25 protein-coding genes are annotated in these 24418 nt (G+C 70.9%); 8 read left to right on the forward strand and 17 right to left on the reverse strand.

All coding sequences use genetic code 11. The features are described 5' to 3' along the window. Positions 1-38 precede the first annotated feature (38 nt). From murQ to DEJ14_RS07125, 6 genes are all read right to left on the reverse strand, one after another. A complete protein-coding gene (gene murQ / locus DEJ14_RS07100; RefSeq protein ID WP_111086760.1) occupies positions 39-962 on the reverse strand; it encodes an N-acetylmuramic acid 6-phosphate etherase in 924 nt (307 codons plus the stop codon). A gap of 8 nt (positions 963-970) precedes the next feature. Further along, positions 971-1858, reverse strand: coding sequence for a MurR/RpiR family transcriptional regulator (locus tag DEJ14_RS07105; RefSeq protein ID WP_111086761.1), 888 nt, complete (start codon positions 1856-1858; stop codon positions 971-973). Positions 1859-1957: 99 nt separating this feature from the next. Continuing rightward, positions 1958-2545 (reverse strand): hypothetical protein, encoded by a 588-nt coding sequence (locus tag DEJ14_RS07110; protein ID WP_111086762.1) that lies wholly within the window; start codon positions 2543-2545, stop codon positions 1958-1960. Further along, on the reverse strand, positions 2527-3132 hold the full coding sequence (locus DEJ14_RS07115; protein ID WP_111086763.1) for a hypothetical protein: 606 nt from the start codon (positions 3130-3132) through the stop codon (positions 2527-2529). The genes DEJ14_RS07110 and DEJ14_RS07115 overlap by 19 nt, the downstream gene beginning before the upstream one ends. Then, the gene (locus DEJ14_RS07120) at positions 3129-4421 is read right to left on the reverse strand and encodes a DUF7224 domain-containing protein (protein WP_111086764.1); all 1293 of its coding nucleotides are present in this window, start codon (positions 4419-4421) and stop codon (positions 3129-3131) included. The genes DEJ14_RS07115 and DEJ14_RS07120 overlap by 4 nt, the downstream gene beginning before the upstream one ends. Beyond that, positions 4421-5164 (reverse strand): ATP-binding cassette domain-containing protein, encoded by a 744-nt coding sequence (locus DEJ14_RS07125; RefSeq protein ID WP_111086765.1) that lies wholly within the window; start codon positions 5162-5164, stop codon positions 4421-4423. The genes DEJ14_RS07120 and DEJ14_RS07125 overlap by 1 nt, the downstream gene beginning before the upstream one ends. Before the next feature lie 118 nt (positions 5165-5282). Here DEJ14_RS07125 and DEJ14_RS07130 point away from each other — a divergent pair, with 118 nt between their 5' ends. Continuing rightward, complete coding sequence (locus tag DEJ14_RS07130) at positions 5283-5564, forward strand: hypothetical protein (protein ID WP_146249845.1); 282 nt, start codon at positions 5283-5285, stop codon at positions 5562-5564. Positions 5565-5608: 44 nt separating this feature from the next. Here DEJ14_RS07130 and DEJ14_RS07135 read toward each other — a convergent pair whose 3' ends face one another. Beyond that, a complete protein-coding gene (locus DEJ14_RS07135) occupies positions 5609-6253 on the reverse strand; it encodes an NUDIX hydrolase (protein WP_111086767.1) in 645 nt (214 codons plus the stop codon). A 91-nt stretch (positions 6254-6344) separates the two neighbouring features. Here DEJ14_RS07135 and DEJ14_RS07140 point away from each other — a divergent pair, with 91 nt between their 5' ends. Beyond that, complete coding sequence (locus tag DEJ14_RS07140; protein WP_111086768.1) at positions 6345-7286, forward strand: ADP-ribosylglycohydrolase family protein; 942 nt, start codon at positions 6345-6347, stop codon at positions 7284-7286. 147 nt (positions 7287-7433) lie between these two features. Here DEJ14_RS07140 and DEJ14_RS07145 read toward each other — a convergent pair whose 3' ends face one another. The 4 genes from DEJ14_RS07145 to DEJ14_RS07160 form a co-directional block, all read right to left on the reverse strand. Then, positions 7434-7910 carry a DUF4395 domain-containing protein gene (locus tag DEJ14_RS07145; protein WP_111086769.1) on the reverse strand — a complete coding sequence of 159 codons (477 nt, stop codon included), beginning with the start codon at positions 7908-7910 and terminating at the stop codon, positions 7434-7436. Further along, positions 7907-8371 carry a thioredoxin family protein gene (locus DEJ14_RS07150; RefSeq protein WP_284180438.1) on the reverse strand — a complete coding sequence of 155 codons (465 nt, stop codon included), beginning with the start codon at positions 8369-8371 and terminating at the stop codon, positions 7907-7909. The genes DEJ14_RS07145 and DEJ14_RS07150 overlap by 4 nt, the downstream gene beginning before the upstream one ends. Positions 8372-8614: 243 nt before the next feature. Continuing rightward, positions 8615-8986 carry a hypothetical protein gene (locus DEJ14_RS07155; RefSeq protein WP_111087004.1) on the reverse strand — a complete coding sequence of 124 codons (372 nt, stop codon included), beginning with the start codon at positions 8984-8986 and terminating at the stop codon, positions 8615-8617. Positions 8987-9004: 18 nt separating this feature from the next. Continuing rightward, positions 9005-9604: a TMEM175 family protein gene (locus tag DEJ14_RS07160; RefSeq protein WP_111087003.1), complete on the reverse strand. Its 600-nt coding sequence runs from the start codon at positions 9602-9604 to the stop codon at positions 9005-9007. A 32-nt stretch (positions 9605-9636) separates the two neighbouring features. Between DEJ14_RS07160 and DEJ14_RS07165 the strand changes: the two genes are divergently transcribed. The 4 genes from DEJ14_RS07165 (at position 9637) to DEJ14_RS07180 (ending at position 15255) form a co-directional block, all read left to right on the forward strand. Further along, positions 9637-9891: a DUF1653 domain-containing protein gene (locus tag DEJ14_RS07165; protein WP_181437684.1), complete on the forward strand. Its 255-nt coding sequence runs from the start codon at positions 9637-9639 to the stop codon at positions 9889-9891. Positions 9892-10324: 433 nt separating this feature from the next. Further along, a complete protein-coding gene (locus tag DEJ14_RS07170) occupies positions 10325-11122 on the forward strand; it encodes a hypothetical protein (RefSeq protein WP_181437683.1) in 798 nt (265 codons plus the stop codon). A gap of 50 nt (positions 11123-11172) precedes the next feature. Further along, the gene (locus DEJ14_RS07175; protein WP_146249862.1) at positions 11173-11673 is read left to right on the forward strand and encodes a hypothetical protein; all 501 of its coding nucleotides are present in this window, start codon (positions 11173-11175) and stop codon (positions 11671-11673) included. A gap of 87 nt (positions 11674-11760) precedes the next feature. Continuing rightward, a complete protein-coding gene (locus DEJ14_RS07180; RefSeq protein WP_111086999.1) occupies positions 11761-15255 on the forward strand; it encodes a TM0106 family RecB-like putative nuclease in 3495 nt (1164 codons plus the stop codon). Positions 15256-15265: 10 nt separating this feature from the next. Here DEJ14_RS07180 and DEJ14_RS07185 read toward each other — a convergent pair whose 3' ends face one another. The 5 genes from DEJ14_RS07185 to DEJ14_RS07205 all read right to left on the reverse strand — a co-directional run bounded on the left by DEJ14_RS07185 (position 15266) and on the right by DEJ14_RS07205 (position 19235). Continuing rightward, the gene (locus DEJ14_RS07185; protein ID WP_111086998.1) at positions 15266-15952 is read right to left on the reverse strand and encodes a hypothetical protein; all 687 of its coding nucleotides are present in this window, start codon (positions 15950-15952) and stop codon (positions 15266-15268) included. Between the two features lie 384 nt (positions 15953-16336). After that, positions 16337-16753 (reverse strand): SseB family protein, encoded by a 417-nt coding sequence (locus tag DEJ14_RS07190; protein WP_181437682.1) that lies wholly within the window; start codon positions 16751-16753, stop codon positions 16337-16339. 25 nt (positions 16754-16778) lie between these two features. Beyond that, complete coding sequence (locus DEJ14_RS07195; RefSeq protein WP_111086996.1) at positions 16779-17582, reverse strand: SDR family oxidoreductase; 804 nt, start codon at positions 17580-17582, stop codon at positions 16779-16781. A gap of 104 nt (positions 17583-17686) precedes the next feature. Next, positions 17687-18352 (reverse strand): GOLPH3/VPS74 family protein, encoded by a 666-nt coding sequence (locus tag DEJ14_RS07200; RefSeq protein ID WP_181437681.1) that lies wholly within the window; start codon positions 18350-18352, stop codon positions 17687-17689. A 76-nt stretch (positions 18353-18428) separates the two neighbouring features. After that, positions 18429-19235: an HNH endonuclease family protein gene (locus DEJ14_RS07205; RefSeq protein WP_258373409.1), complete on the reverse strand. Its 807-nt coding sequence runs from the start codon at positions 19233-19235 to the stop codon at positions 18429-18431. A 148-nt stretch (positions 19236-19383) separates the two neighbouring features. Between DEJ14_RS07205 and DEJ14_RS07210 the strand changes: the two genes are divergently transcribed. Beyond that, positions 19384-20163, forward strand: coding sequence for an aldo/keto reductase (locus tag DEJ14_RS07210; protein ID WP_220036478.1), 780 nt, complete (start codon positions 19384-19386; stop codon positions 20161-20163). Between the two features lie 84 nt (positions 20164-20247). On the opposite strand, the gene DEJ14_RS07215 is transcribed toward DEJ14_RS07210, so the two are convergent. Next, positions 20248-23697: a DEAD/DEAH box helicase gene (locus DEJ14_RS07215; RefSeq protein WP_181437680.1), complete on the reverse strand. Its 3450-nt coding sequence runs from the start codon at positions 23695-23697 to the stop codon at positions 20248-20250. 83 nt (positions 23698-23780) lie between these two features. Between DEJ14_RS07215 and DEJ14_RS07220 the strand changes: the two genes are divergently transcribed. Further along, a complete protein-coding gene (locus tag DEJ14_RS07220; protein WP_111086992.1) occupies positions 23781-24338 on the forward strand; it encodes a hypothetical protein in 558 nt (185 codons plus the stop codon). The last annotated feature ends 80 nt before the right edge of the window (positions 24339-24418 follow it).

Here is a 24418-nt window from a genome sequence, read left to right on the forward strand (position 1 = left end):
GAATCGAGCGGAAGGAAAGCGGAGAAGGGGAACGGGGTCTACAGCACGGCGCGCAACGAGCCGGAAGCAGCGACGAGGCGCTCACGGGCCGAAGCAGCCGAGGCGCCGGTCAGGATCACGGCGATGGCGGTCTTCACTTCGCCGTCCGAGGCATCCAGCGCCGCCTGGACTTCGGCGGAAGCAGCGCCGGTGACGTCCTGCACGAGCGAGAACGCCCGCGCGACGAGCTTCGCGTTCGTGGCCCGCACGTCGACCATGCGGTTGCCGTAGGTCTTGTGGCTGCGCACCATCGCGAGCGTGGTGAGCATGTTCAGCACGAGCTTCTGCGCGGTGCCCGCCTTCAGGCGGGTCGACCCGGCGATGAACTCGGGGCCGACGACCACGTCGATGGCGATGTCCGCCTCCCGCCCCAAGGCCGAGTCGGGGTTGCACGCGACGGAGACCGACAGGGCGGACCGGCGCCGGGCCTCCAGGATGGCTGCGATGACATAGGGCGTCCTGCCGGACGCGCTGATCCCGACGACCACGTCGTCGGCCGTCAGGCCGAGCGCGTCGAGGTCGCGGACCGCCGCTGCTTCGTCGTCCTCCGCACCCTCGACGGCGGTGGTCAGGGCGATGTCGCCGCCGGCGATCACGCCGACCACCTGCGAGGGATCGGTGCCGAAGGTGGGTGGGCACTCGCTGGCGTCGAGGACGCCGAGCCGGCCCGGCGTGCCGGCGCCGACGTAGACGAGTCTGCCGCCACGCGCGAACGCCGCGGCGATCGAGTCTGCCGCCAGGGCGATGGCCGGGAGGCACGGCTCCAGTGCCGCAGGCACGCTGCGGTCGCCAGCGTTCATGCGCTGGGCGGCTTCCAGCGTGGAGATCGTGTCGATGTCGTCCAGTGCGTGGTCGGTCGCCTCGGTGGTGAGGGCGGCGAGTTCGTCGCGGAGGGCGTCGTGGCTGTCGTGCTTCGTGGTCATGGTGGTGCTCAGTTCCGGTGGTGGGTGCGGACGGCGTCGCGGCTGCGGGCGAGGAGTGGCTGGGACCGCTCGTCGGTGCGCTGCGCGACGACGATGAACAGGGCGTCGACGATGGCGAGTTGGCTCATGCGGCTGCCCATGGCGGCGGGGCGGAGGGCGCTCTCGGCACCGGCGACGCCGAGCAGGACGTGGTGGGCCGCGGTGGCGAGCGGGGCGTTGGCGTGGCCGGTGATGGCGACGATCGTCGACCGCTGGGCTGCAGCGGCGTGCGCGACCTCGAGCGTCTCGGTGGTGGAGCCCGAGTGGCTGACGAGCACCAGGACGTCGTGCTCGCCGATGACGCTCGCGAGAGTCAGGGCGTTGTGCGGGTCGTCGGCGATCGAGCTCACGATGCCGATGCGTTCGAGCTTGAGGTGCAGGTCCCGCGCGACGATGCCGCTCGCGCCGACGCCGTACAGGACGACGCGGCGGGCACTGGCGAGTTTTCGTGCTGATTCGTCGAGCGCGTGCGGGTCGAGCGCAGCGCGGGTGTCGGCCATCACGGCGCGGACGTCCTCGGTGACCTTCGCGATGACGGTGGCGACGTCGTCGTCGACGGCGACCCCGGCGTGGATCTCGGTGTGCTCCCGCTCGTGGATGCCCCGTTCGACGGCCCGGGTCATGCTGCGCTGCAGGCCGGCGAAGTTCGCGAAGCCGAGGTGCTGGGCGAAGCGGGAGACGGTGGCGGGGGAGACGCCCGCGCGGCCGGCGAGTTCGGCGGCGTTCGTGGTGGCTGCGGCTGCCGGGTCCTCGAGGACGGCATCGGCGATGGCGCGCATGCTGGACGGCATCGTGGCCGACTGGGTGCGGACGAGGGCGAAGGCGTCGGCGCGCTCGACCCGGTCGGTGATCGTCATCCCGCTATGAAAGCGGCTTTCGTGCGCGAGCGCCAGTGGTGAAAGTAAATTGCGTGTTACGGGTGATGCGGTGGCTGCGGTTCCGGGCGGTCGTGCTCGTCAGGCCTGCGGGGCCTGGGACGCCACGACGGACGCCGCCCGCAGGTACCGCCGCGATCGACGTGCCGCTCGCAGCAGGATCGGCGTCATGATCAGTGCGGTGATGAGCAGTGCTGCGCAGAGGAACCGGGTGAACGCCGAGCCGAAGACGTCGTCGTCCGCGAGTCTCGGGAACTGGATGCCCGCGATACCGAGGTAGAGCAGCAGGAACTGGGCGAGGGCGAGCGGCTGGTAGGTGGAGAGCAGTCGTGCGTGCTCGCGAGCTCGGAGGGCGAGGTCGGACTCGGGCGGCTGGATCGGGCTGCCGGTCTTGATCGCTTGCGTCACCATGCGCTTGCCGGCAGGGGAGAGCCCCGCCGTTGTGGCCTGCATTGCGGTCGACATCCCGATCGTCGAGGCGAGGACCGAGAAGGTGCCGGTCAGGCCACAAACGGACGCGCCGAAGCCGACGACGGTGAGGACTGCGACGGCACCCGACTCGGTCATGGCCAGCTGCCAGCCGATGACGGCGCCGATGACGGCTCCGATCAGTGCGAGCAGGGTCGTCCGTCGCCAGGCTCGCCGTGCTGTCAGTTCGAGTTCCCCCATGCCCCCACCCTACGAGCGGATCGCCAGACCGTGACGACGGCCGCGGCGATGACGATCGGTGCGACGAACAGCCAGTAGGTGAGCTCGGTGTTCGTCGTGACGACGCCGGCCCAGACGGCAGGGCGATCCGGCGTTCCGCGTCCGAACAGCCCTGCGACGAGCAGGTACAGGACGCCCGGCACGGACTGGTAGCGATCACCCAACACCGCGCGGCTGGCCACCGCGAGCGCGCAGAACGCGATGGTGTTCCGGATGGTGGCGAGCGAGACAGCCGAGTCTGCGCCGAGGGCGAGGCCGACGGTACCGATCGAGCACACCAGTCCGATCACCACCAGGACGGTGCTCAGCTCGAGCAGGTCGGTCCGACGGGTCGGGGCGGGGAACGGCGCTCGGCTGATCGATGCACCCGTCGCGATCGCGAGCACCAGCGGTCCGACTGCAGCGACGGGGATCATCACGAAGGATGCGCCACCGCCGAACGACGGGAACAGCATGCCGATCGGTCCGAGGCCGATCGAGAGCACCGTGACGGCGGTCGTGAGCCCGAGGAGCGCCACCGTGCGGTGCACACGCAGCCACCAGGTCATGCTGCCGGCACTGCGATGTGGCCGATCGAGCAGTCGGTCAGGCGGTGGATCGTCGCGGTGACCCAGGCTGCCTGCGCCGACGCCGGGGCATTCCGCAGTTCTCGCAGCAACGAGTGGTCGTCCATTTCGAGCGCCGGTTCCACTCGATCCGCATCGACGATCCCGTGGGCAGCCACGTCGATGAGCCAGCGGTTCGCGACGGCGGCGTCGTTGAGTCGCTCGGTGTCGTCGGGTTCGGACTCGCAGTACGCGACCTCTGCGTCGCCCAAGACCGAGGTGGTGAGGCTGTGCACCAGGTCGGCGTCCGTCATCCGCACCTGCACGATCATGTTCAGGTCGTCCGACGACGAGGCCGCGTTGCTCGCCCGGAGCGTCGGCTGGATCGTGATGCCCGAGCGGCTGAGGTTCTCGGCGGCTCTCCGGATCACGGCCTCTGGGTCGCCGTCGGCGCGCTGCTCCGGGAACAAGCAGATCGTCGGACGGTGCCCGCTGCAGACCGACTGCGACTGCGGGCGCTCGGTGATGGGCGCGGCTCCGAGGCTCGAACCGGACACGAGCGCGATCACCGTGACGACTGCGAACGAGGCTGCGCCGATCTGGGCGCCGAACCGATGGAGTCGATCGCCACTCGTGCGCCGCGCAGCCGCGATCAGCAGCAGGCCGACTCCCGCGAGTGCGCTGAACGCGGTCGCGATGACCGGCGCTCGCAGGTCGAGTGACGTCTCGACCGAGCAGCAGTCGGACATCACGAGGCCGGCGAGGTAGCGCGGCGGGAAGTAGTCGACGGCCCACGAGAAGCCGAGCCAGCTGTACGACGCGAGCAGGCTGAGCGGCAGCGACGCGACCGGCGGGAGCCAGCGACCGATCGCGAACCCGACGCACGTGTGGAAGAACAGGATGCTCGCGAACGCCAGTCCGACGAGCAGTGGCGGGCCACCCGGAGCGCCCCAGGTGTCGCGGCTCATCAGCACGACGGCGACGACCTGGAGCAGGATGCCGGCGGCGAGCGGCGTCCACAGGTGATCGGTGAGGACCGCTGCACTCGATCTGCTGCTGCTCTGGACAGCGGAGGCGCTGGACCGGTACCGCCGTCCTTCCCAGGCACTAGCGGTGGCAGTGACGCCGCACGAGAAGACCAGGTAGATGGCGGAGCCGGCGAACGCGGCAGGCCAATACCCGGCAACGGATGTCTCGGACGAGAACTGCACGCTGTACGCGACCACTCCGAGCAGCCCGGGCACGAAGAGCCACACTGCTGCGCGACTGCGCCACGGGATGATCGGGCGCATCAGTCGTCCTCGTTCGTGAAGCGCGCGTACGACGCGGTGATCGCGTCAGCGGGGGAGAGCCCCTCGAACGGTTCCGTGAAGGCGTCGACGGAACCGGAGAACGGGACGTGTCCGTCCACGAGCACGGTCACGTGGTCGTACGTCGCAGCGACGTCTTCCGTCTGGTGAGTCGAGACGATCACGGAGACCCCGCTCGGCAGGTTCTGGATGACCTGCGCGAAGCGTGCCCGTTGTGCCGGGTCCAGTCCGGCCGTGGGTTCGTCGAGCAGGATCCACCGCGCTCCCGAGACGAGCGCGCCGGCGACGCCGAGACGGCGGATCTGCCCGCCCGACAGCGTCGTGGCCCGCACATCGGCCCGTGCGGCGAGATCGACTGCCGTGAGCGCTGCCGTGGAGCCGTCCCAGGCATCGCTGCGCGAGAGGCCCTTCAACCAGCCGCAGTAGGCGACGTGCTCCCGAGCGGTGAGCCCGGGGAAGGCGCCACTCCGTTGCGGGAGCCACGCGACCCCTCGGCGGTACCGCCGCCGATTGCCGCGATCGCCTGCGCTGCCCAGGCTTTCCACACGGATCGTGCCCGCCTGCGGTCGGAGCGTGTCGGCGATGAGCCCCAAGAGTGTCGACTTGCCGGCTCCGTTCGGCCCGAGGAGGACGCTGGCCCCGTCCGGGAACTCGGCCGACAGGGACGTCAAGGCCTGGTGGCCTCGTCGGTACCCGAACGTGAGCTCATCGATCTGTACGGCCAAGACAACCCCCTGAAACCTTGCACTGATGTTTCACCGTACATTAGCGTTCTTACGGCTCGGATCTCCCGGGCCATCACCTCGAGGGGGGAATCAGATGATCAAGTTCAGTCGTCGAGCGGTGGCAGCAGTCTCCGGGGGAGTCATCCTCGCCACGACCTTCGCGGGCTGCCGTATCTCGGACAATCTCAACGGGTTCAAGTCGGCGTCTGTGCGGCTCATCGATGAGCGCGGATGGCTGCCGGACAAGAGCATGGGCACGAAGGTCAACAAGTGTGGCCGGAGCGACTGGGGTGTGATGACCAGGCCGGATCGGTACCACTGGAGGATCTGGGCCCTCAATGGTGCGTCCCGCGAGTCGACGCTGCGTCTGTCGGTGTCGACGGTGCGCCAGGCCTACTGAGCGGGCGTCGTCGGTCGGTCGCCCTCGGCGGCCGGCCGGCTCCGTCATCCCCGCCGGTATCGCGTCGCCGGCTTCCCCGGCCCGTGCGCCCGCTTCGTGTCCGTCGCTACCAGCTTCGGCACCATCGCTCGCCGGAACGAGTCCGGCAGCAGGCGCTCGCCGAGGACCGCCTCGTGCAGCTGCCGCAACTCCGACATCGTGAACGGCTCGTCGAGCAGCCCGTGCGGATCCGGAGCATCGCTGTGGACGGACCGGAGTCGAGCGACCGCGAACTCGAGGATGTCGTCGTGCCCGTGCACCATCCCGCGCGCCTTGATCACCGGCGCGAGTCGCACCTGGGACTCGTCCACATCCAGAGCATGGGCCGGCACCACGTCGAGGTGCGCCACCGACAGCACCCATCCGCGATCGTCGCGCGCCGGGTCGTCGAACACGTGGAGCTGCTGCGGTGCGAGCCCCGTCACCCCTGCCTTCGCGGCGAGCGACCGCAAGACGGCCGAAGCCAGCCGCTCACCCTCGTGCACGAACGTTCCCGGGAGCCGCCAGTCGCCCTCGGTGGCATCGCGGACCTGCACGACGGACAGTGGTCCGCCCGCGGGGACGGTCAGCACCGCGGTGTCCACGGCGACGGAGGGCCGCGGGTAGTCCGTCAGGCGTCGGCCGCTCGCGTCGCGGTACTCGTCGGTCATGTTCGTGAGTTTACGCACACTTGCGCAAACGTGGTGAGTGGTGCAGGATCGGTTTTACGCAATCTCGCGCAAACCTGATCCGGAGGTCCACATGACCACCCCGCAGATCCACGACCGAGCAGTCGGTGCCGTCCTCGGCTCCGCCGCCGGCGACGCCCTCGGCGCCGGGTACGAGTTCCGACCGGCAGTGCCCGAGCCGACCCCGATCACGATGACCGGCGGCGGCTCCTTCGGCTGGGCGCCGGGGGAGTGGACCGACGACACGAGCATGGCCGTTCCGATCCTCCGCACGGTCGCCCGCGGCGGCGACCCGGCCTCGGAGCCCGCCCTCGACGGCCTGGTGGCCGCCTGGGCAGCGTGGTCGGTCAACGCGCCCGACGTCGGCATCCAGACGCGCAACGTGTTGACCGGTCTGGAGGCGCGGATCGCCTCCGTCGCGCGGGCTGCGGCCCGCCAGGAGCACGAGTTCAAGGGCCGCTCCGCCGGTAACGGATCGCTCATGCGGACCGCACCGCTGGTGCTCGCATTCCTGCACGGCGACGTCGGCGAGGAGGAACGGCTCGCCTCGGCGGCTCGCGCGATCAGCGACCTGACGCACTACGAGTCCGACGCGGGGGACGCGTGCGTGCTCTGGTGCGGGGCGATCCGGCACGCGGTGCTGACCGGCGAGCTCGACCTCCTGCGTGGCATCGACCTGCTCGACCTCGACCGCCGCCGACTGTGGGTGGACCGGATCGTCACGGCCGAGCACTCGCAGCCCGTCGACTTCACGGAGTCGAACGGGTGGGTGGTGTCCGCGCTGCAGGCCGCCTACGCCGCGGTGCGCCAGAGTTCCTCGCTCGAGGACGCTCTGGTCCGTGCGGTCCGAACCGGCAACGACACCGACACCGTCGCCGCGATCGCCGGCGGGCTCGCGGGTGCGCTGTACGGCGCATCGACGCTGCCGGCCCAGTGGCGCGAACTGCTGCACGGCTGGCCGAACCTGCGGGCGGACGATCTCGTCGCGCTCAGTGAGCAGGCGCTCGCCGTCTGACCGGCCGGGCGTCGGAGGCTGCCGTGGGGGGAGCCTCCGCCGTCGGGCCGGTCGTGCTCGGGGGGCCGGCCCACCGCTCTGGAATCGACCATGTCGGCAGCGCGTGTGGCGGGGCGGAGGCGGGTCGGGCCTCCCGGTCGTCCGCCGTCAGGCGATGCCGCGTCGCGGACGGAAGACGCCCGCGCGGACCAGCCACACGTAGAGCAAGCATCCGATGCACACGTCGAAGACGGCGTTGAGGAACGCGGCGATCAGCGCGACGGCGGCGCCGATCGGGGCTGCGTACGGCACGCCGAGCAGGGCGAGGAGCAGCGCGACAGCGGTGACGAACAGGCCGACCTGCTGGGCGAAGGTCGGCGGTTCGGGCGCCTCGAGCTCGGCGGGCGGGGCGAGCCTCGGTCGGACGAAGCGACGGAAGAGCGCGCCGTAGGGGTGGCGGCGGATGCCGGCGATGCCGCCGATGGCGAAGAGCACCACGATGACCGCGAGCAGGACGATGCCGACGACCCACGTGGCGGGGATCAGCGTCAGAACGATCGTCAGGGCGAGCAGGACCGTGGTGATCGCGGCGCCGAAGCGCGGGGAGCGGGGGTCGATGCCTGCATTGTCGGGGGTGGTGGTCATCGGGACTCCTGTGGGCCGGTGAGGACGGTGTCGAGCGCTGCGGTGAGTTCGGGTGGGCGGGGTGGGCCTCCGAAGCGGGTTCGGACGGCGTGGGAACCGTCGACGAGCAGGACCGTGGGGGTCTGCAGGACGTTGAAGCGCGTGGCGAGGTGCGGGTGCTCGGCGAGGTCGATCTCGAGCCGGGTCACGCCGGCGTGCTGCGCTGCGAGGGCGTCGAGCTGGCGGGCCGTCGCCGGGCAGCGGGCGCAGGTCGGCGTGGAGAACTGGACGAGGGTGGCGCGCGTGCCGAAGGCGGTCGGGGGAGCGATGTCGTTGACGCTGCTGTCGGGGCTGGCCGGCGTGTAGCGCGCGCGGCCGGTCTGGGGAACCGCTCGGCCCGTCCTCGTGCGCAGGAGCAGGCCGATCACGGTGGCGAGTGCGAGGACTCCCACCAGGACGGCGACGGCCACGATGACGGTCATGCCGTGACGGTACGTCGTTCTCGTGCGCAGGGCGCCAACGTGACCGAACGTGACGGTCTCGGTGGGGTCGAACGATCGTGGAGGGGCTCGCGTGCGGAGGTCCGGCCGGCCGGTCGCCGGCCCCTAGATTCGGCATACCATTCAAGGGGCCGGGACCGACACCTGGACCGACCCCCAGGGCGGCGCGCGGCGGTCGCCGGACGCGGCGGACCGGAGACGTGACGGGGGCGGCCTCGCGTGTCGTCAGAGCGCGGCGCGCGCCTGGTCGATCCGCTCGATGAACGCCCGCACGCCCCAGATGACGAAGGTCAGGCGCTGCCCGTCCTGCAGGACGACCTGCATCTGCCGCGAGACGTTGCGTGAGGTGTCGTGGAGCTCGGCGATCGAGTCGAGCGGGATGCCGAACGTCGGCCGGACGAAGTTGAACGGGTGCGCTCGGAACCAGAGGACCGCAGGGGTCAGGGTGAGTCGGCCTCCCGCGGCTTCGTGGCGGCGCATGCCGAACGGGCCGGGTGCTGCGATCGAACGGACGAGGCCGGCTTCCGCTGCCGCTTCGTCGATGACGAAGTTCGCGTTCTTGCGTGCCAGTACGGTCTCCGCGTCCCCCAGGCCCATGCGCTGACCGTACCGTGCTCAGACGCGGCGCAGCAGCCGGGCAACCGTGCCCTGCAGCACGAGGAGCAACGCCCAGAGCAAGCCGATGCTCGGGAACACCACCGACAGGATCAGGGCGAGCGACAGCAGGCCGGCGGCGATGAGCCCCCGCGCCGAGTCGCCCAGCGGTGTCGAGAGCAACTCGGGGTTCCGCCGGAGCACGAGTTCGATGCCGGTGAGCGCCAGGCTCGTCACGACCATGCTGCCGAGGTACAGCGCGTGTGCCACCCGGTCGTCGTTCTCGCCGCTGTTGAGCAGGTTCGCGGCGAAGGGCAGGAACACGATGCTGATGAGCCACACGAAGTTCAGCTGCATCAGCCGTGCGTTGTACGAGCGGACGTGCTCGAACACCTGGTGGTGGAGGATCCAGAACCGCGAGATCAGCCAGAACGTGATGAGGAACTCGAGCAGGGCGGGCCAGTGCTCCCGGAGGAGGTCGCCGGCGCTCTCGCCCGAGGACATCTCGCTCGCGATGTCGACCAGCGGCAGGATCAGGAGCGTGATCGCGATGGCGACCGTGGCGTCCGAGAAGTTGACGAGTCGGTCGAGGCCGCGGTCCGTTCGAGCGTGCTCGGTCATGGCCCGAGTGTAGGAGCGCTTAGTGTCGGGGCGTGAGCGACGACGTGACTCCCGGCCGGTACCGCCACTTCAAGGGCAACGACTACGAGGTGCTGTTCGTCGCCCGTGACGTCGAGACCGAGGAACCGGTGGTCGTCTACCAGGCGCTGTACGGCGAGCGGGGGCACTGGGTCCGCACGCTCGCTGACTTCACGGCGCACGTGACACGCGCCGGGTACGACGGGCCGCGGTTCATGCCGGCACCAAGCGCGGACCAGCTGGATTTGTCATATCAGTTACAACATTGATATACCTTGCGGCGGCAACCAGAGCGGTTGTCTGACTGAGAGGGGGGGTGTGCAGTGCAGCACACCATGAAGCAAATGCTGGTCATCGCCGCGGTCGCCGCGGTGGTCTCACCGTTGCTGGCAGCTGGCCCGGCGGTCACGGCCGAACCTGACCCATCGTCGGCCGTTCCCGACAACGTGGTGGTCGACCCGACGTGTCGGGGTGCAGCATCATCGGGTCGAGCACGAAGACGAAGGTCACGTACAGCTGGTACCGCGACCAAGGCCGGGTCGGGGTCTGCGTGTGGAGCAAGGGCTTCAACGCTCGTGCACAGACGACGTGGACCGCGTCGGGATGCGGGACCGGTCGCCGTGGCGTGGTCATCAACTGGGGCAACGTTGCGGCATCGAAGCAGATCCGGGGAATGACTGCTTCGGGCGTCGCGGGCGTGCAGTGGGGCTGATCGCGACACGTCGGCGCAGGCGCTCGCTCATCTGGGTGGGCGCTTGCGCCGTCGCGGTCGCCGCGACCGGGTGCGGCGCTCCCGACCCGACGACGACCCGAACGCCCCGGACCACCACAACTGTTCGCCCGGCGACGGAAAGTGCCCGGATCATCGAGACCGTTTCGCAGCAGCGTCTTGCCGATGTGCTCATTGCGGGGCTCCCCTGTGAGGACCGGGACGACTACCAGGACGACTTGACGTTCTGGGACTCGATGCGTGGCTACGACTGCGTGGACGCGGCCGACACGGTCTCCGTTCGTGTGTACGGCAGCAGCCGGTCCGTCGACCAGATCCTCCCGTCATGGGCTGACGCTCTCGTGGACGGACGCGGAGCCCGGCGCGGCGTGAACTGGTTCGTCGTCGGACCGCGCGATCTGATCTCCCAGGTCGATCCGCCTCGCGAGGATCCCGAGGTGCGGTCGTCGTCGACATCCGCCCCTGCCCCGACGGCGCAGGAGGAGTTCCTGACCAACTGCTCCCAGTACACGTTCGACGAAGCCGTCCGTGCGATCCGCGGTGAGCGGGTGACGGAGACGGACGGTGCGTACTACGACCGGGCGTTCTCTGGCGTCGGCGAAGCCGTGCGAGCGTCGTTGGACCAGCGTGATCTCGCGCTCCTCCGTGCGGAGGACGACGAGGCGCGATGGCCATCGATGCTGTCCGAGCGCGGCCCCGCGTGGAAACGAGTGTGTCTGACAGCCATGTCACGGCACGACGACCTGCTCCGGTCTGGAGCGGAGGGCTGATGCGCGTTGTGTCGATCGGACGAAGCGCCGGGGCGCTGGGGGCTCTCGGAGTGACGATCCAGGCGGCCGATGACTTCACCCGCACCTTCTTCGCGAGTCCGATGGCCGGCTCGTCCGCCGTGGTGGCGGGTGCGAGCATCGTGCTGCTGCTGATCGGGGGCGTGCTCAGCTGGCGTGGAGACCGGATCGTGTGCTGGACGCTCGGTGCCCTGGTTGTTCAGGTGGTTGGTCGCATGGCTGTCGATGTGGAACCAAAGGCCGTGTACTGGTCGGTGTCGATTGCGCACATGCTCGGGCCGGTCCTCGCGCTCGCCATCGGCGTGGTGATCGCCCGTCGGGCCGGTTCCACGGCACTGCGGCGTCTCGGGTGCATCATCGGGATCGCCGCGGGCTGCTGGACGCTCGCGAGTTGGACGCAGGTTCCGTTGATGCTCGTTCCGCTGACGCGCGCCGTCACGGACGGCTGTCTGCTCGCCGTGGTCGCTTGGCCTGCCGTCCTTGAGGCCGGTCGGCTGGCGCGCCGCCTTTGGGACTCCGCGGAGGTGCGCTGACGCCGGCCGCCGCCGTCTGACCGCGCGCGGCGCCGGTGTCGGCGGGCGGCCCTAGGCTCGCAGGGCACCAGAGAGACGGGGGAACGCATGCAGATCGGCGTCGACGGGCACGTGCTGCTCAGCCCGAGCGACCTCAGCACGTGGTCGGCCTGCGAGTGGGCGTTCCTGCGCCGGCTCGACGTCAAGCTCGGTCGCGGGGAACCCCTGCCCGAGGCGCACGACGACATGCTCGAGCGCACCGCCCGGCTGGGGGACCAGCACGAGCTCGACTACCTCGACATCCTCAAGCAGACCCGCGACGTCGTCGAGTTCGACCGCCCCGCCCCGCCCGACTACGCACGCGCCGCAGCCGAAGCGCGACAGGCCTTCGCCGACGGCGCCGACGTCCTGTACCAGCCGACGTTCCACGCAGCGCCCTCGACGGACAGCCCGGGCTTCATCGGCTTCGCGGATTTCATCATCCGCAACGACCAAGGCGAGTACGAGGTCTACGACACCAAGCTCGCCCGGCACGCCAAGATCAGCGCCTTGCTGCAGCTCGCCGCCTACGCGGAGCAGATGCAGGCACACGGCATCCCCACCGGGGCGCAGGTGCACCTGGTGCTCGGCGACCGGACGACGACCACGCACGACCTCGCCGACATCGCGCCGGTGTACCGCACGCAGCGCGCCGAACTGCAGCGGGTCATCGCCGAGCGGATCACCGCCGACGCCGAACTGCAGTGGGGCGACCCCCGGTACTCCAGTTGCGGCCGCTGCGCCGTCTGCTCGACCCAGGTGGCCGAGCACCGCGACCTCGTCCTCGTCGCGGGCATGCGCCTGGACCAACGGGCGAAGCTCATCAAGCACGAGGTGCGGACGATCGACGACCTGGCGGTCCGCACCCGGGCAGTGCCGGGCTTGTCCCGCGCGACGCAGGATCGGCTGGTGCGGCAGGCGAGCCTCCAGATCGAGACGGAGACCGCCCGACGGAACGGCGCCGACGGGCCGGACCAGCCCGTGAAGCCGCGCTTCGAGGTCCTCGATGCCCGCGCGCTCGACGCGATCCCGGCACCCGACCCCGGAGACGTCTTCTTCGACTTCGAGGGCGACCCGCTGCACACCGAGGACGGCGTGCACTGGGGCCTCGACTACCTGTTCGGCCTGGTCGACGACCGCGCGGAGTTCACCGCGTTCTGGGCGCACACGATCCGCGACGAGCGGGTTGCGCTGGAGCAGTTCCTCGCGTTCATCGAGGCCCGGCGGCAGCAGTACCCGGGCATGCACATCTACCACTACGCGGCCTACGAGCGGACGCACCTCCTGTCGCTCGCCGCCCGGCACGGGGTCGGCGAAGAGGCCGTCGACGACCTCCTGCGCGCGGGCGTCCTGGTCGACCTGTACCCGATCGTCCGCAAGGCCCTGGTCGTCGGCAGCCACAGCTACTCGATCAAGAAGCTCGAGCCGCTGTACATGGGCGATGACCTGCGGCTCAGCGATGTGACGAACGCGGCCGACAGCATCACCGCCTACGTCGACGCGATCGAGGAGCTCCGCAACGGCGACCCCGTCGCCGGTCAGCACATGCTCGACGAGGTCGCCGACTACAACGCCTACGACTGCCGATCGACCCTGCGGCTGCGTGACTGGCTCCGCTCCCTGCGCGCCGACGACCCGGACGCAGCCGACCCGGCACTCGAGCTCGAGGTCCCGCCGATCCCCGTCGAGCGCGAACCCAACCCGGTCTACGTCGCGCTCGCGTCGCACCTCGAGGGTGTCGACGCCCTCGACCGCACGCCCGACGAGACCGCGTTGGCGCTCGCCGCAGCCGCGATCGACTACCACCGGCGCGAGGCGAAGACCTTCTGGCAGGACCACTTCGACCGCCTGCGCAACCCGATCGACGACTGGGCCGACACCCGCGACGTCCTCGTCGTGGAGCGCGCGTCCGTCGAGCGGGACTGGGACACGCTGCCGCGTGCCCGCTCGCAGTCGCGGGCACTCCGGTTGTCGGGGACGCTCGCGCCCGGTTCGCGGCTCCGGCCGGGAGGCACGCCCCACCTCGTCTACGACGACCCGCTCCCGCCGTCGGTCGTGTCTCCGGGCCCCGGGTCGAAGGGCGCGTCGTCTCGCGCCGTGATCGTGGACGTGTGGGACAACGGCGACGCCGTCGAGGTGCTCGTGAAGGAGGGGCTGCCCGTCGGGGCGGAGCCGCACCACGAGTTCCCGGTCGCGCTCGCACCGTCGGCACCGCCCCGAGCGAAGCCGCAGCCCGAGGCGATCGCCGAGTGGGGGCAGCAGGTCCTCGACGCGCTGCCCTCGATGGTGTCGGACCCGGCCCTCGACCTGCTGCGCCGGGTACCGCCGCGCGGGGCGATCGTGCCCGTGCAGGGCGACGACACGGTGTCCGCCGTGGTGGCGACGCTGCTCGGCCTCGACCACTCGTACCTGGCGATCCAGGGGCCTCCCGGCACGGGCAAGACCTACGTCGGGTCGAACGTCGTCGCACGGCTCGTCCGCGAGTACGGCTGGCGCGTCGGGGTCGTCGGGCAGTCCCATGCGACGTCCGAGAACTTCCTGTCCTCGGTCGTGAACGCCGGCGTGCCCGCGGACCGGGTCGTGAAGGTGCCGAAGTCCGGTGCGACCGAGGACGAACTCGATGCCGCCGCGTGGACGCCCGTGAAGAACGGTGCTGCCGTCGCCGCGTTCCTGTCCTCGTGCGAGGCATCGGGCACCGGCGGCGTGGTCGGCGGGACCGCGTGGACGTTCGCGAACGCGTCGACGATCGAGCGCCGCTCCCTCGACCTGCTCGTCGTCGACGAAGCCGGGCAGTTCTCGCTCGCGCCGACCATCGCGTCCTCGGTCGCCGCGACCCGACTCCTGCTGCTCGGGGACCCGCAGCAGCTCCCGCAGGTGTCCCAGGGATCCCACCCGGAGCCCGTCGACGAGTCCGCGCTCGGGTGGCTGGCAGACGGCGAGCACGTCCTGCCGCCGGAGTTCGGCTACTTCCTGGCCCGCACCCGCCGCATGGAGCCGGCGCTCACCGAGTCCGTCTCGGTGTTGTCCTACGACGGGCAGCTCGCGTCGATGGTGTCCGGTCGGCACCTCGACGGCATCGACGCGGGCGTGCACCCCGCGCCGGTCGTGCACGCGGGCAACACGACCTCGTCACCGGAGGAAGCCGCCCGCGTGGTTGCCCTCGTCGGCGATGTCGTCGGGCGGACCTGGACCGACGGCGACTCCACCAGGTCGTTGACCGACGAGGACGTCATCGTCGTCGCCCCGTACAACGCGCAGGGTGCCCTGATCCGTCAGGAGCTCGATCGCGCAGGCTTCACCGGTACCCAGGTCGGCACGGTCGACCTGTTCCAGGGCCGCGAGGCCGTGGTGTCGATCGTGTCCCTGGCCGCGTCGAGTGCAGCCGACATCCCGCGCGGGCTGGACTTCCTGCTCATGCCGAACCGGTTGAACGTGGCGATCTCGCGGGCGAAGTGGGCGGCGTACCTCGTGCACTCGCCGGCGCTCACCACGGGACTCCCACCCTCGATCGCCGGCCTGTCGCTGCTGTCCCGTTTCATCGAGCTGGTCGAGCCCCGGCACTGACCGGCGTGCGTCAGCCCGATTCGACCGTGCCGACCGTGGAGCTGTAGGTCGCGACGGTACCGAACTCGGCGCCGATGATCGTGACCGACCACGCGGAGCCGTCCGGCGCGACCGAGTAGAGCACGCGGGCGCCGTCCGGAACGGCAGCGAGCCCGGTGCCGTCGGGCAGCAGGATCCGCTCCGGCGCACTCATCCCGACCGACAGCGACGGTGGGAACGGACCGGTCCCGAACGACTGCTTCATGACGAAGGCGAGCGTTCCGGCGCTCTGCACGACGGCCGACCGCTCGGTTTCGGCAGTCGTCGCCGCCGGTGGCATGGCGGGTGCTGGTGCCACTGCTGGCGCTGCGGTCTCCGCCGGTGCGGCGGATGCCGACCGTTGCGGAACCGCCGCCGCGTCGATGGAGGTGCCCCGGCTGTCGAGGGGGAGCGAGAGCGCCGGCAAGTGGATGCCGGAACCGGTCAGGGCCGACCCGATGAGGGCGTACGCCATGAGCGCCGTGCCGACGCTGCCGAGGATCGCCCCTCCGCGACCGAAAGCCCGCGAAGCAGCCGATCCCCATCGTGCGGTCTTGACGGCCTGCACGCCGAACACGATCGCCGAGGTGCCGATGGTCGACACGATGAACCCCGTCTGGATCCCCGACTGTTGCGGCTCGACGAGTGCGACGACCACGCTGCCGGCGCCGAGCAGCATGGAGAGCGTCGCGAAGGCCCAGGGCCTCGTCCGCCTGCGTGGCGTCGCGTTCAGCAGCGGCGATGGTGCGTGGAGTGTCGGCAGCCTGCGCGCACCACTTCGCGAGGGTCCTGACGAGTACTCCGGAGGGGACCAATCTCGTGGTCCAGGCCCGCCCAACGGCATCGTCGTTCCCCCGTCCGTTCAGTTCGACGGACCCATCCTCGTGGTCGACGCGGAGGTGAGCGATCCCCAGAACTGGGTTGACGGGCTGGCCACGACTGAACCCTGCGGGCCGGTACGATCACGGGTTCCCGGCGCTTGATTGGTATGCCTATTCCAGCGTTCGTCGAGTGGCGACGGCATGCCGCCGGCATCTGCCCCCGCGCTCGCTCGGAAGAGGCCTCAGTCGTCGGCCGTCGGGACGCCACCCTGCATCTGCACCCGCATCTGGGCGAGGACGTCGGCGTGCAGGAAGTTCGCCGACTCGGCACTGGTCGGGTCGACCACGATGCCGAACTCCTCGGGCAGCGCGGTCACGAGCTCGGACATCGGAACCGGACGCCCCTCGGCGTCGGGCAAGCCAGCGGCGAGTTCGGCGGGGTCGGTGAAGACGGGCACGAACGGCTTGTCACGGATCATGACGTGGGCGACGCTGCCCGCCTCCGGTGTACCCGCCGGCTTCCACGGCACCCACGCCGCGCTGCGCAGGAAGCCCGCCGGCGAGGCTGCCATTCGGCGGCGGAGTTCGGCGGCCGCGGACGGCGGGGCCTTGTCGACGCCTCGGCCGAAGGCGGATCCGTTCGTCTCGTCGTTGCTCACGCCAGCCATGCTGTCACGGGGCGGCTCAGTACGCGGCCGACTGCCCGCCGTCGATCGGGACGACCGTCGCGTTGACGTAGGACGCGTCGTCGGACAGCAGGAACGCGACGACGGCGGCGATCTCGGGGGCTTCGCCGTAGCGCTTCGTCGGGTTGACCTGGATGAACTCCTCGGCGGCCTTGCGCGGGTTCTCCGCGTCGAGCTGCTTCATCGAGTTCTCGACCATGGGCGTCCAGATGGCTCCGGGGGCGATGGCGTTGATGCGGATGCCGTAGCGGCCGTACTCGACCGCCGAGTTGCGGGTCAGGCCGACGACGCCGTGCTTGGCGGCGGCGTAGCCGGACTGGTTGCCGATGCCGCGGATGCCGCCGACGCTGGCGGTGTTCACGACCATGCCGGAGCCCTGCTCGCGCATGACCTTGAGGACCTTCTCGAGTCCGAGGAACACGCCGCGCAGGTTGATCGACACGACCTTGTCGAACTCGGCGGCGGTGAACGACTCGGTGGGGTTCTGCTTGCCCTCGATGCCGGCGTTGTTGAAGAAGCCGTCGATGCGGCCGAAGCGCTCGGTGGTGGCTGCGACGTAGGCGTCGACCTGGGCCTCGTCGGAGACGTCGGCGACGGTGGTCAGGACCTGGGCGTCGGGGGTGGCCTCGAGCACGGCGGCCTTCGAGGCCTCGAGTCCCTGCTCGGAGACGTCGACGAGGGAGAGCGCAGCGCCCTCCGCGGCCAGGCGGACGGCGGTCGCACGGCCGAGGCCGGAGCCGCCGCCGGTGATGAGAACGACGCGGTCGGCGAAGCGGGACGTGCTGGTGCTGGTTTCGGGCATGGGGAGGCCTCCTGAGGTCTTCGACGATGAATTCCCTTTAGGCTACACCTGTCGTTTTGCAGGCTGGTCAGGGGTGGCCGAGGGGCTGCCCGGTGGTGCCGACCTCAGCTCGTGATGACCGTGGTCGTCGTCGCGGTGGTCGCCGCAATGATGACGATCATCGCCGCGGCCTGGATCTCCTCGAGCACGGCCTTGACGGCGGGGCTGGCCCAGGTGCCCGAGGTGATCTCCTTCACCAGTCCCTTGTCGACCGCGCCGAACTGCTTGCGGAGCGTGTTCGTCGCGTCGAGCAGCCCGATGACCGCAGCGGAGAACGGTGCCGGGGTCGCCCGCCGGGCCAGGACGTCCGCGATGCCCGATCGCAGCAGTGCCTCCGGGGCCCCGTCGCGCTCCGGGTGCTTCGTGGTGGGGAAGAGCCCGAGCACCTTGCCCTGCTCGACGCTGATGATCCCTCGCTCGACGAGTCCGGCGAGGACGTCGTCGCGGAGCCGCTGCTTCCCGAGCCGGCTCACCCACCACTTCGCCTTGCGCGGCGCGCCGGACGCAGCGATCGAGCCGACGACGCCGTCGAGCACGGGGTCGCCCGTGGCGGCGCCGTCGACGACGGTGACCAGGCCGTTCTGCAGCGAGACGGCACCGCGGAGCGCGAGGTCGGCGAGGACCGCTCCCGCGAGACCGGTGTCCAGCGTCTGCCCGTCGAGGGACTTGCGGCCGTCGGGCTCGACCTGGAGGAGCGCGAACGCCTGGGGGACCGTGAGTTGCTCAGCCATGTCCGCAGCCTGCCACGCGGGGCGGAGGTGCGCCGGGCCTCCAGGTCGACGCTCAGCGGCGGCAGCCCGCCTGACGTCAGCAGGCGCCGAGCACCCGCTCCATCGCATCGCGCTCGGCCGGCGCGACCCACAGACGGTACTTGGCCTTCACGGACACCTGGTGTTCGATGTAGGTGCAGCGGAAGGCCTTGTTCGCGGGCAGCCAGGTCGCGGCGTCACCCGAGCGCTTCTGCGAGTTCGACCGGCCGTCGACGGCGAACAGGTTCGACGGGTCGTTCGCCAGGGCCTCCCGCTCCGACTGGCTGAGCTGCTGGGCACCGGTGCGCCAGGCGTTCTCGAGCGCGACGACGTGGTCGATCTGCACGAGGGTCGAGGTCGTGTTGCCGCGCACGAAGTCGATCGTCGCCCCGGTGTACGGCGACACGAGCGTGCCGGTCATCACCTTGCACGGCCCCTGGCGCACGATGGCGCTGAGGTCGCGCGCGAGCACGTCGTTCCGGGTGTCGCAGCCGTTGTGGTCGACGTCGATCCACGCGCTGCCGAACTCGCCCGTGCGGTCGTATCCGGTGCCGGCGGCCTTGCCCCTGACGGGCAGCGTGGCGAGGAGCGCGCGGGCGTCCGCAGCGTCGGTGTCGGTCGACGTGCTGACGGTCGGATCCGTCGGACCCGTCGGACCCGTCGGACTGGAGGCCCGGCTCGGCTCCGGTGCGTCGCTGTCCGTGCCGACGGTGGCCGTGGCGACCGCCGTCGGACCGGCAGCCGCGTCGGCGTCCGGTCCGAGGACGCCGGTGGCGTCGAGCGCGTAGCCCCCGACCGCGAGGGCCAGGACGACGAGGACGGAGGTGAGGCTGATGCGGGTGCGGCGGCGTCGGCGGGACGTCATGGGTGCGTGGAACTCCTGGTGGTGCGGCGGTGCAGTGATGCGGTTGTGCCGGCCGGGGTGGCCTCGACGATCATGGCGGAGACCTCGGACATGGCCGTGGACCGCCACGCTCTGAACCGATGCGGGACCACGGCGTAGACAGGTCCGCATGACCGATTACGCGAATCCGTCCGTGTCCGTCACCGGTGGGTCGATGCCGCTCCTGGGCTTCGGCACCTGGCAGATCCCCGACGGCGAGGCCCCCGCCGCCGTCGGCGAAGCACTGGCGGCCGGGTACCGCCACATCGACACCGCCACCGGCTACAGCAACCAGCGTGGCGTGGGCAAGGCCCTTACCGAGTCCGGACTCGCCCGCGACGACGTGTTCGTGACGACGAAGTTGCCGCCGGACAACGCCGACCGCGTGCGCGAGACGATCGAGGAGAGCCTCGACCAGCTCGGCCTCGACCACCTGGACCTCTGGCTCGTGCACTGGCCGCCGAACGGCGAGGCCCGCCCGGACGTGTGGGAGCAGGTCGTCCAGGCGCAGGCCGACGGACTGACCCGAGCCGTGGGTGTGAGCAACTACTCGCTCGACCAGATCGACGAGCTCGTCACCGCGACCGGCACGACCCCGGCCGTGAACCAGATCAAGTGGAGCCCGGTCGAGTACGACAAGACGATCGCCGACGGGTTGGCCGAGCGCGGGGTCGTGCTCGAGGGCTACAGCCCCTTCAAGGCGAGCAACCTGCAGGACCCGACGCTGCTCGACATCGCGGGCGAGCACGACGCGGACAGCGCCCAGGTCATCGTCGCGTGGCACGTCGCGCACGGCTTCGTCGTCATCCCGAAGTCGTCGAACCCGGAGCGCATCCGGTCGAACGCTGCCGGTGCCCGCATCGAGCTCTCGGCGGACGAGGTCACGGCGATCGACGCGCTCGCACGCTGACGCGCTCGCACGCTGACGCGCTCGCCCGCCGACGCTCGCGCGCGCTGACAGGCGCGCTCGCGCTCGCCTGACCGCTCCGGCGCGTCAGGCGAGCAGCGACCGGATGTCGTCGGCGGTCAGGTCGTCGGCGAACAGGGCGTCGTCGTCGATCATCGTGGCGAACAGCTCGGCCTTGCGCGCGGCGAGTGCCAGGACCTTCTCCTCGATGGTGTCCTCGGCGATGAAGCGCTGCACGCTGACCGACCGGGTCTGCCCGATGCGGTGGGTGCGGTCGACGGCCTGCGACTCGGCGGCGGGGTTCCACCACGGGTCGAGCACGAACACGGTGTCGGCCTCGGTCAGGGTGAGCCCGAAGCCGCCGGCCTTCAGCGAGATGAGGAACGCGGGCGCGCTGCCCTGCCGGAAGCGCTCGATGACCTGTGGGCGTTTGCGCGTCGAGCCGTCGAGGTACTCGTAGCCGACGCCCCGTTCGTCGAGGGCATCGGACACCATCCGCAGGAACGACGTGAACTGGCTGAACACCAGGGCGCGTCGGCCCTCTGCCGCGAGCTGCTCGAGTTCGTCGAGCAGCAGGTCGAGCTTGGCGGACGGGATCGGCGTCGACGGCGACAGGGGCGAGTCCGACCCGCTCGAGACCAACGCCGGCGACAGCGCGAGCATCCGCAGCAGCGTCAGCGACCGGAACACGATCATCCGGTTCTTCGACAGGTCGTCGATCAGGTCGAGGACCTTCAGTCGCTCGCGGTTGAGCGTGCGCTCGTACAGCTCACGGTGCGCGGGGTCGAGCGTGACCCGGACGACCTGCTCCTGCTTCGGCGGCAGGTCGGCGGCGACGGCCTGCTTCGTCCGGCGGAGCATGAGCGGCCGGATCCGCCGCCGGAGCCTCGCGGTGAGCTGCTGGCGGGCTTCGCCCCGCAGGTCGGGCGAGGCGAGCGGCTTCACGTAGTCGTCACCGAACCGGGTCCATGTGGACAGCAGCCCGGGCGCGACGATGTGGAACAGCGCCCACAGGTCGGTCAGCCCGTTCTCGAGCGGGGTCCCGGTGATCGCGAACTTCACGGGTGCCTGCAGCTCGGACGCCACCCGGTGGGTCTGCGACTGCGGGTTCTTCACGAACTGCGCCTCGTCGAGCACGAGCGCCGACCACGGCAGGTCGGTCCACGCCGGCGAGTCGAGCCGGAGCAGCGCGTACGACGTGACGACGACGTCTGCCTGCGATGCCGTGCGGGCGACGAGACCGGGGTCCTTCAGCGACGTCGAGGTGACGGCCGCGACCCGCAGCGACGGCGTGAACTTCGCCGCCTCGGCCACCCAGTTGCCGACGACCGAGGTCGGTGCGACGACGAGGAACGGCGGCCCGTCGGGTTCGGCGGCACGACGGGCAGCGACCATCGCGAGCACCTGCAGGGTCTTGCCGAGGCCCATGTCGTCGGCGAGCACCCCGCCGATGCCGTGCGACGCCAGGAACGACAGCCAGGCGTACCCGGCGTGCTGGTACGGCCGCAGTTCGGCGTGCACGGTCTCCGGCACCGGGACGTCACCCGGGGGAGTCGCACCCATCAGCCCCGCAGTGATCGCCTGCCAGCGTTCGTCGTGCGAGGTCTCGTCGGCGAGCAGGTCGAACTCGGTCCACAGCCCGGCCTGCAGCGGCGTCACCTGGATCGGCTGGTCGGGCTCCCACTCGTCGAGGTCGCGGGCCTCGTCGATGAGTTCCTTGAGTCGGTCGAACGCGGGGTCGGCGAGCGACAGGTACGAGTTGTCGACGAGCTTGAGGCGTCGCTGCCGGCCGGCCAGCGCGGTGAGCAGGGGCGTGAACGGGATCTGCTTGCCGTTCACGCTCACGATGATGCCGAGGTCGAACCAGTCGTGCTTGTCCGACGGCATCGTCGTGACGCGGATGTGCGGCCGCCCGCTCAACCGCTCGTAGTCGAGGCGTTCGCCCTGCACGACGGTCCGGACGCCGAGCGCCGGCAACTCCGGCAGGAACTCGTTCGCGAACACCGCGACGTCGGCCCCGTCGATGGTGCCGTCCTGGAACCAGTCCAGTCCGCCACCGGGTCCGGCAGGGCGGACGGGAGGCTCGCCCGCGGTCGCGTCGTCGGCTCGCGCTGTCGACGTGGCGGGTTCCAGGGCCGCGGGTGCGTCGGCGTCGGCAGTCGCCGCATCGGTGCTGGCCGGGTCGTCGGTGCTCGCGGGGTCGTCGGTGCTGGCTGGATCGTCCGCGGCGCGGAGCCCGGACAGGTCGGGGAGTGGCCCGTGCAGCGACACCGGGTCCTTGCGGCCGTCGACGTGCCAGCGCCAGTGGAGGTGCACCCGGTCGTCGGTGCGGGGCGCCCGGGCGGGCTCGAACGTCGCCGTCAGCACGAGCTCGGGCGGGGTCCGCTCGGGCAGCTCGACCGACCCGTCGGAGCTGACGAGCCCGAGGGCACCGCGCAGCCGGGGCGACCAGTCGGCCAGGAACTCGTCGACCTCGGCCGTCGGCACCGTGATGCGGGTGCCCTCGAGGAGCATGCGCCGTTGGTCCTCGGGCACGGGCGCCGGGGTCGGTGCGAGCCCGACGGTGAACTCCGGGCTCTCGCGGAACACGTACACACCGTGGTCGCCGACCATCCGTGCGGCACCGGGGACCACCGGGCGGCCGTCGAGCACCGCGCTCGCGCCGATCACCACGGCGTCGTCGTGCCGGGCGACGTCGAGCAGCACCTGGGCCTGCTCGCCGAGGACCGCGCCGCCCTCGCGCTTGCCGGTGACGAAGGCGATGTCGAGCCCCGACGCCTGCCGGAGCAACGGCCACAGGAGCGGGCTGCGGAAGTCGTCGAGGTGGAGCCAGTCGCTCTCGCCGGGCAATCCCGCGAGCTGGCCGGCACGGTGCAGGGCCGCGAGCTGCATGAACCACCCGTGCTGCTCGGCGCCGAGGCCCAGGCGGTTCTGCGAGTAGGGGAGCGTGCCCCAGGTGAGCTGCCCGCGCACCCAGTTGCCGGCGTCGCTCCGGGTCACCGGTCGGACCCCGAGCCGGACCGTGCGGGACGGCGCCGGCAGGGCGCGGCCGGCGGCGCGGGCACGGGCCGCGAGGGCGGCGGGGACCGCGTCACGCAACTCGAACTGCAGACCCATCCGGGTGCCCTGCGGGGTGACCGCCTGCACGTCGTCACCGGCGAGGCGGGCGAGGTCGTGCCTCCAGTCCGAGGGCGGCGGAGCCGGCGCTTCCGGTCGCGGGCCGGCGTTGGCGGCCAGGGCACGCGCGTTGATGGTGAGCAGCGCGGCGGCGACGTGCTTGCAGTCGCCGCCGAGCGGGCAGCTGCACGTGCTGCGGACCGGGCGGATGAAGTCGCCGCGCGCCACGGTCATGTCGATGCGGCACTCGTAGGGGTCGTCGGCGGTGCCGGAGACGGTCGCCGTGACGGTGCCGTCGTCGGCGTTCCAGACGGCATCGTCGACCAGACCGGCGCGCACGACGTCGCGTGCGCGACCGAAGGTCTGCGGCCCGACGAAACGGATGACGTCGACGGCGTCGATCATCGGGGCTGCTGGCACGGGTCAATCGTGCCAGGTGCCACCGACGTCCGTTGCTACGGTGGAACCGCGCCGGAGCGGCGCACCACGACAGGGGGAACACCATGGGGACGAACCGACGGATCGGCATGCTGCTCGCGGGAGCGGCGCTCGTGACCACTGCGCTCGCGGGGTGCGCGTCCGGAGGGACGGACGGGTCCGGTGACGCGGGACCGACACCGACCGAGACCACCGCGGCGACGACGCCGGGGACCGCAGCCTGCGACCTCGTCACCGGCCGCGGCAGCGTGACACTCGAGGAGACCGCCGACGCGTACCGCATCGAGTGGTCGGGTGTCCCCGTCGACTCGGACGACAACCGCACCACCTACGAGGTGCAGCTCGGCAACGACGAGATGCAGGGCGGCGTCGACCTGTACATCGAGTACGACACCGTCACCGGCACCACGTACGGCGTCATGCCGCAGGGATCGAACGAGGTCGACCCGATCGACGGTGAACCCGAGACTTCGGGGGACACGATCGTCGGGACGTTCCCGAAGGACGACGCACTCACCCCGACCTGGTGGTCGCCGAAGTACACCGTCATCGACGACTCCGGCGCGACCTCGACCGTGTGCACCGACGACGGCCAGGTCATGGACTACGAGCCCCTGTCGTAGCGGACCCGAACGGCACACATCGGACAGGGCTACCGTCTGCGTGGACGGGCGACGACTGCTCGCCGCTCTCCACTCGATTG

This window comes from Curtobacterium sp. MCJR17_020, from assembly GCF_003234365.2.
Taxonomy (GTDB): Bacteria; Actinomycetota; Actinomycetes; order Actinomycetales; family Microbacteriaceae; genus Curtobacterium.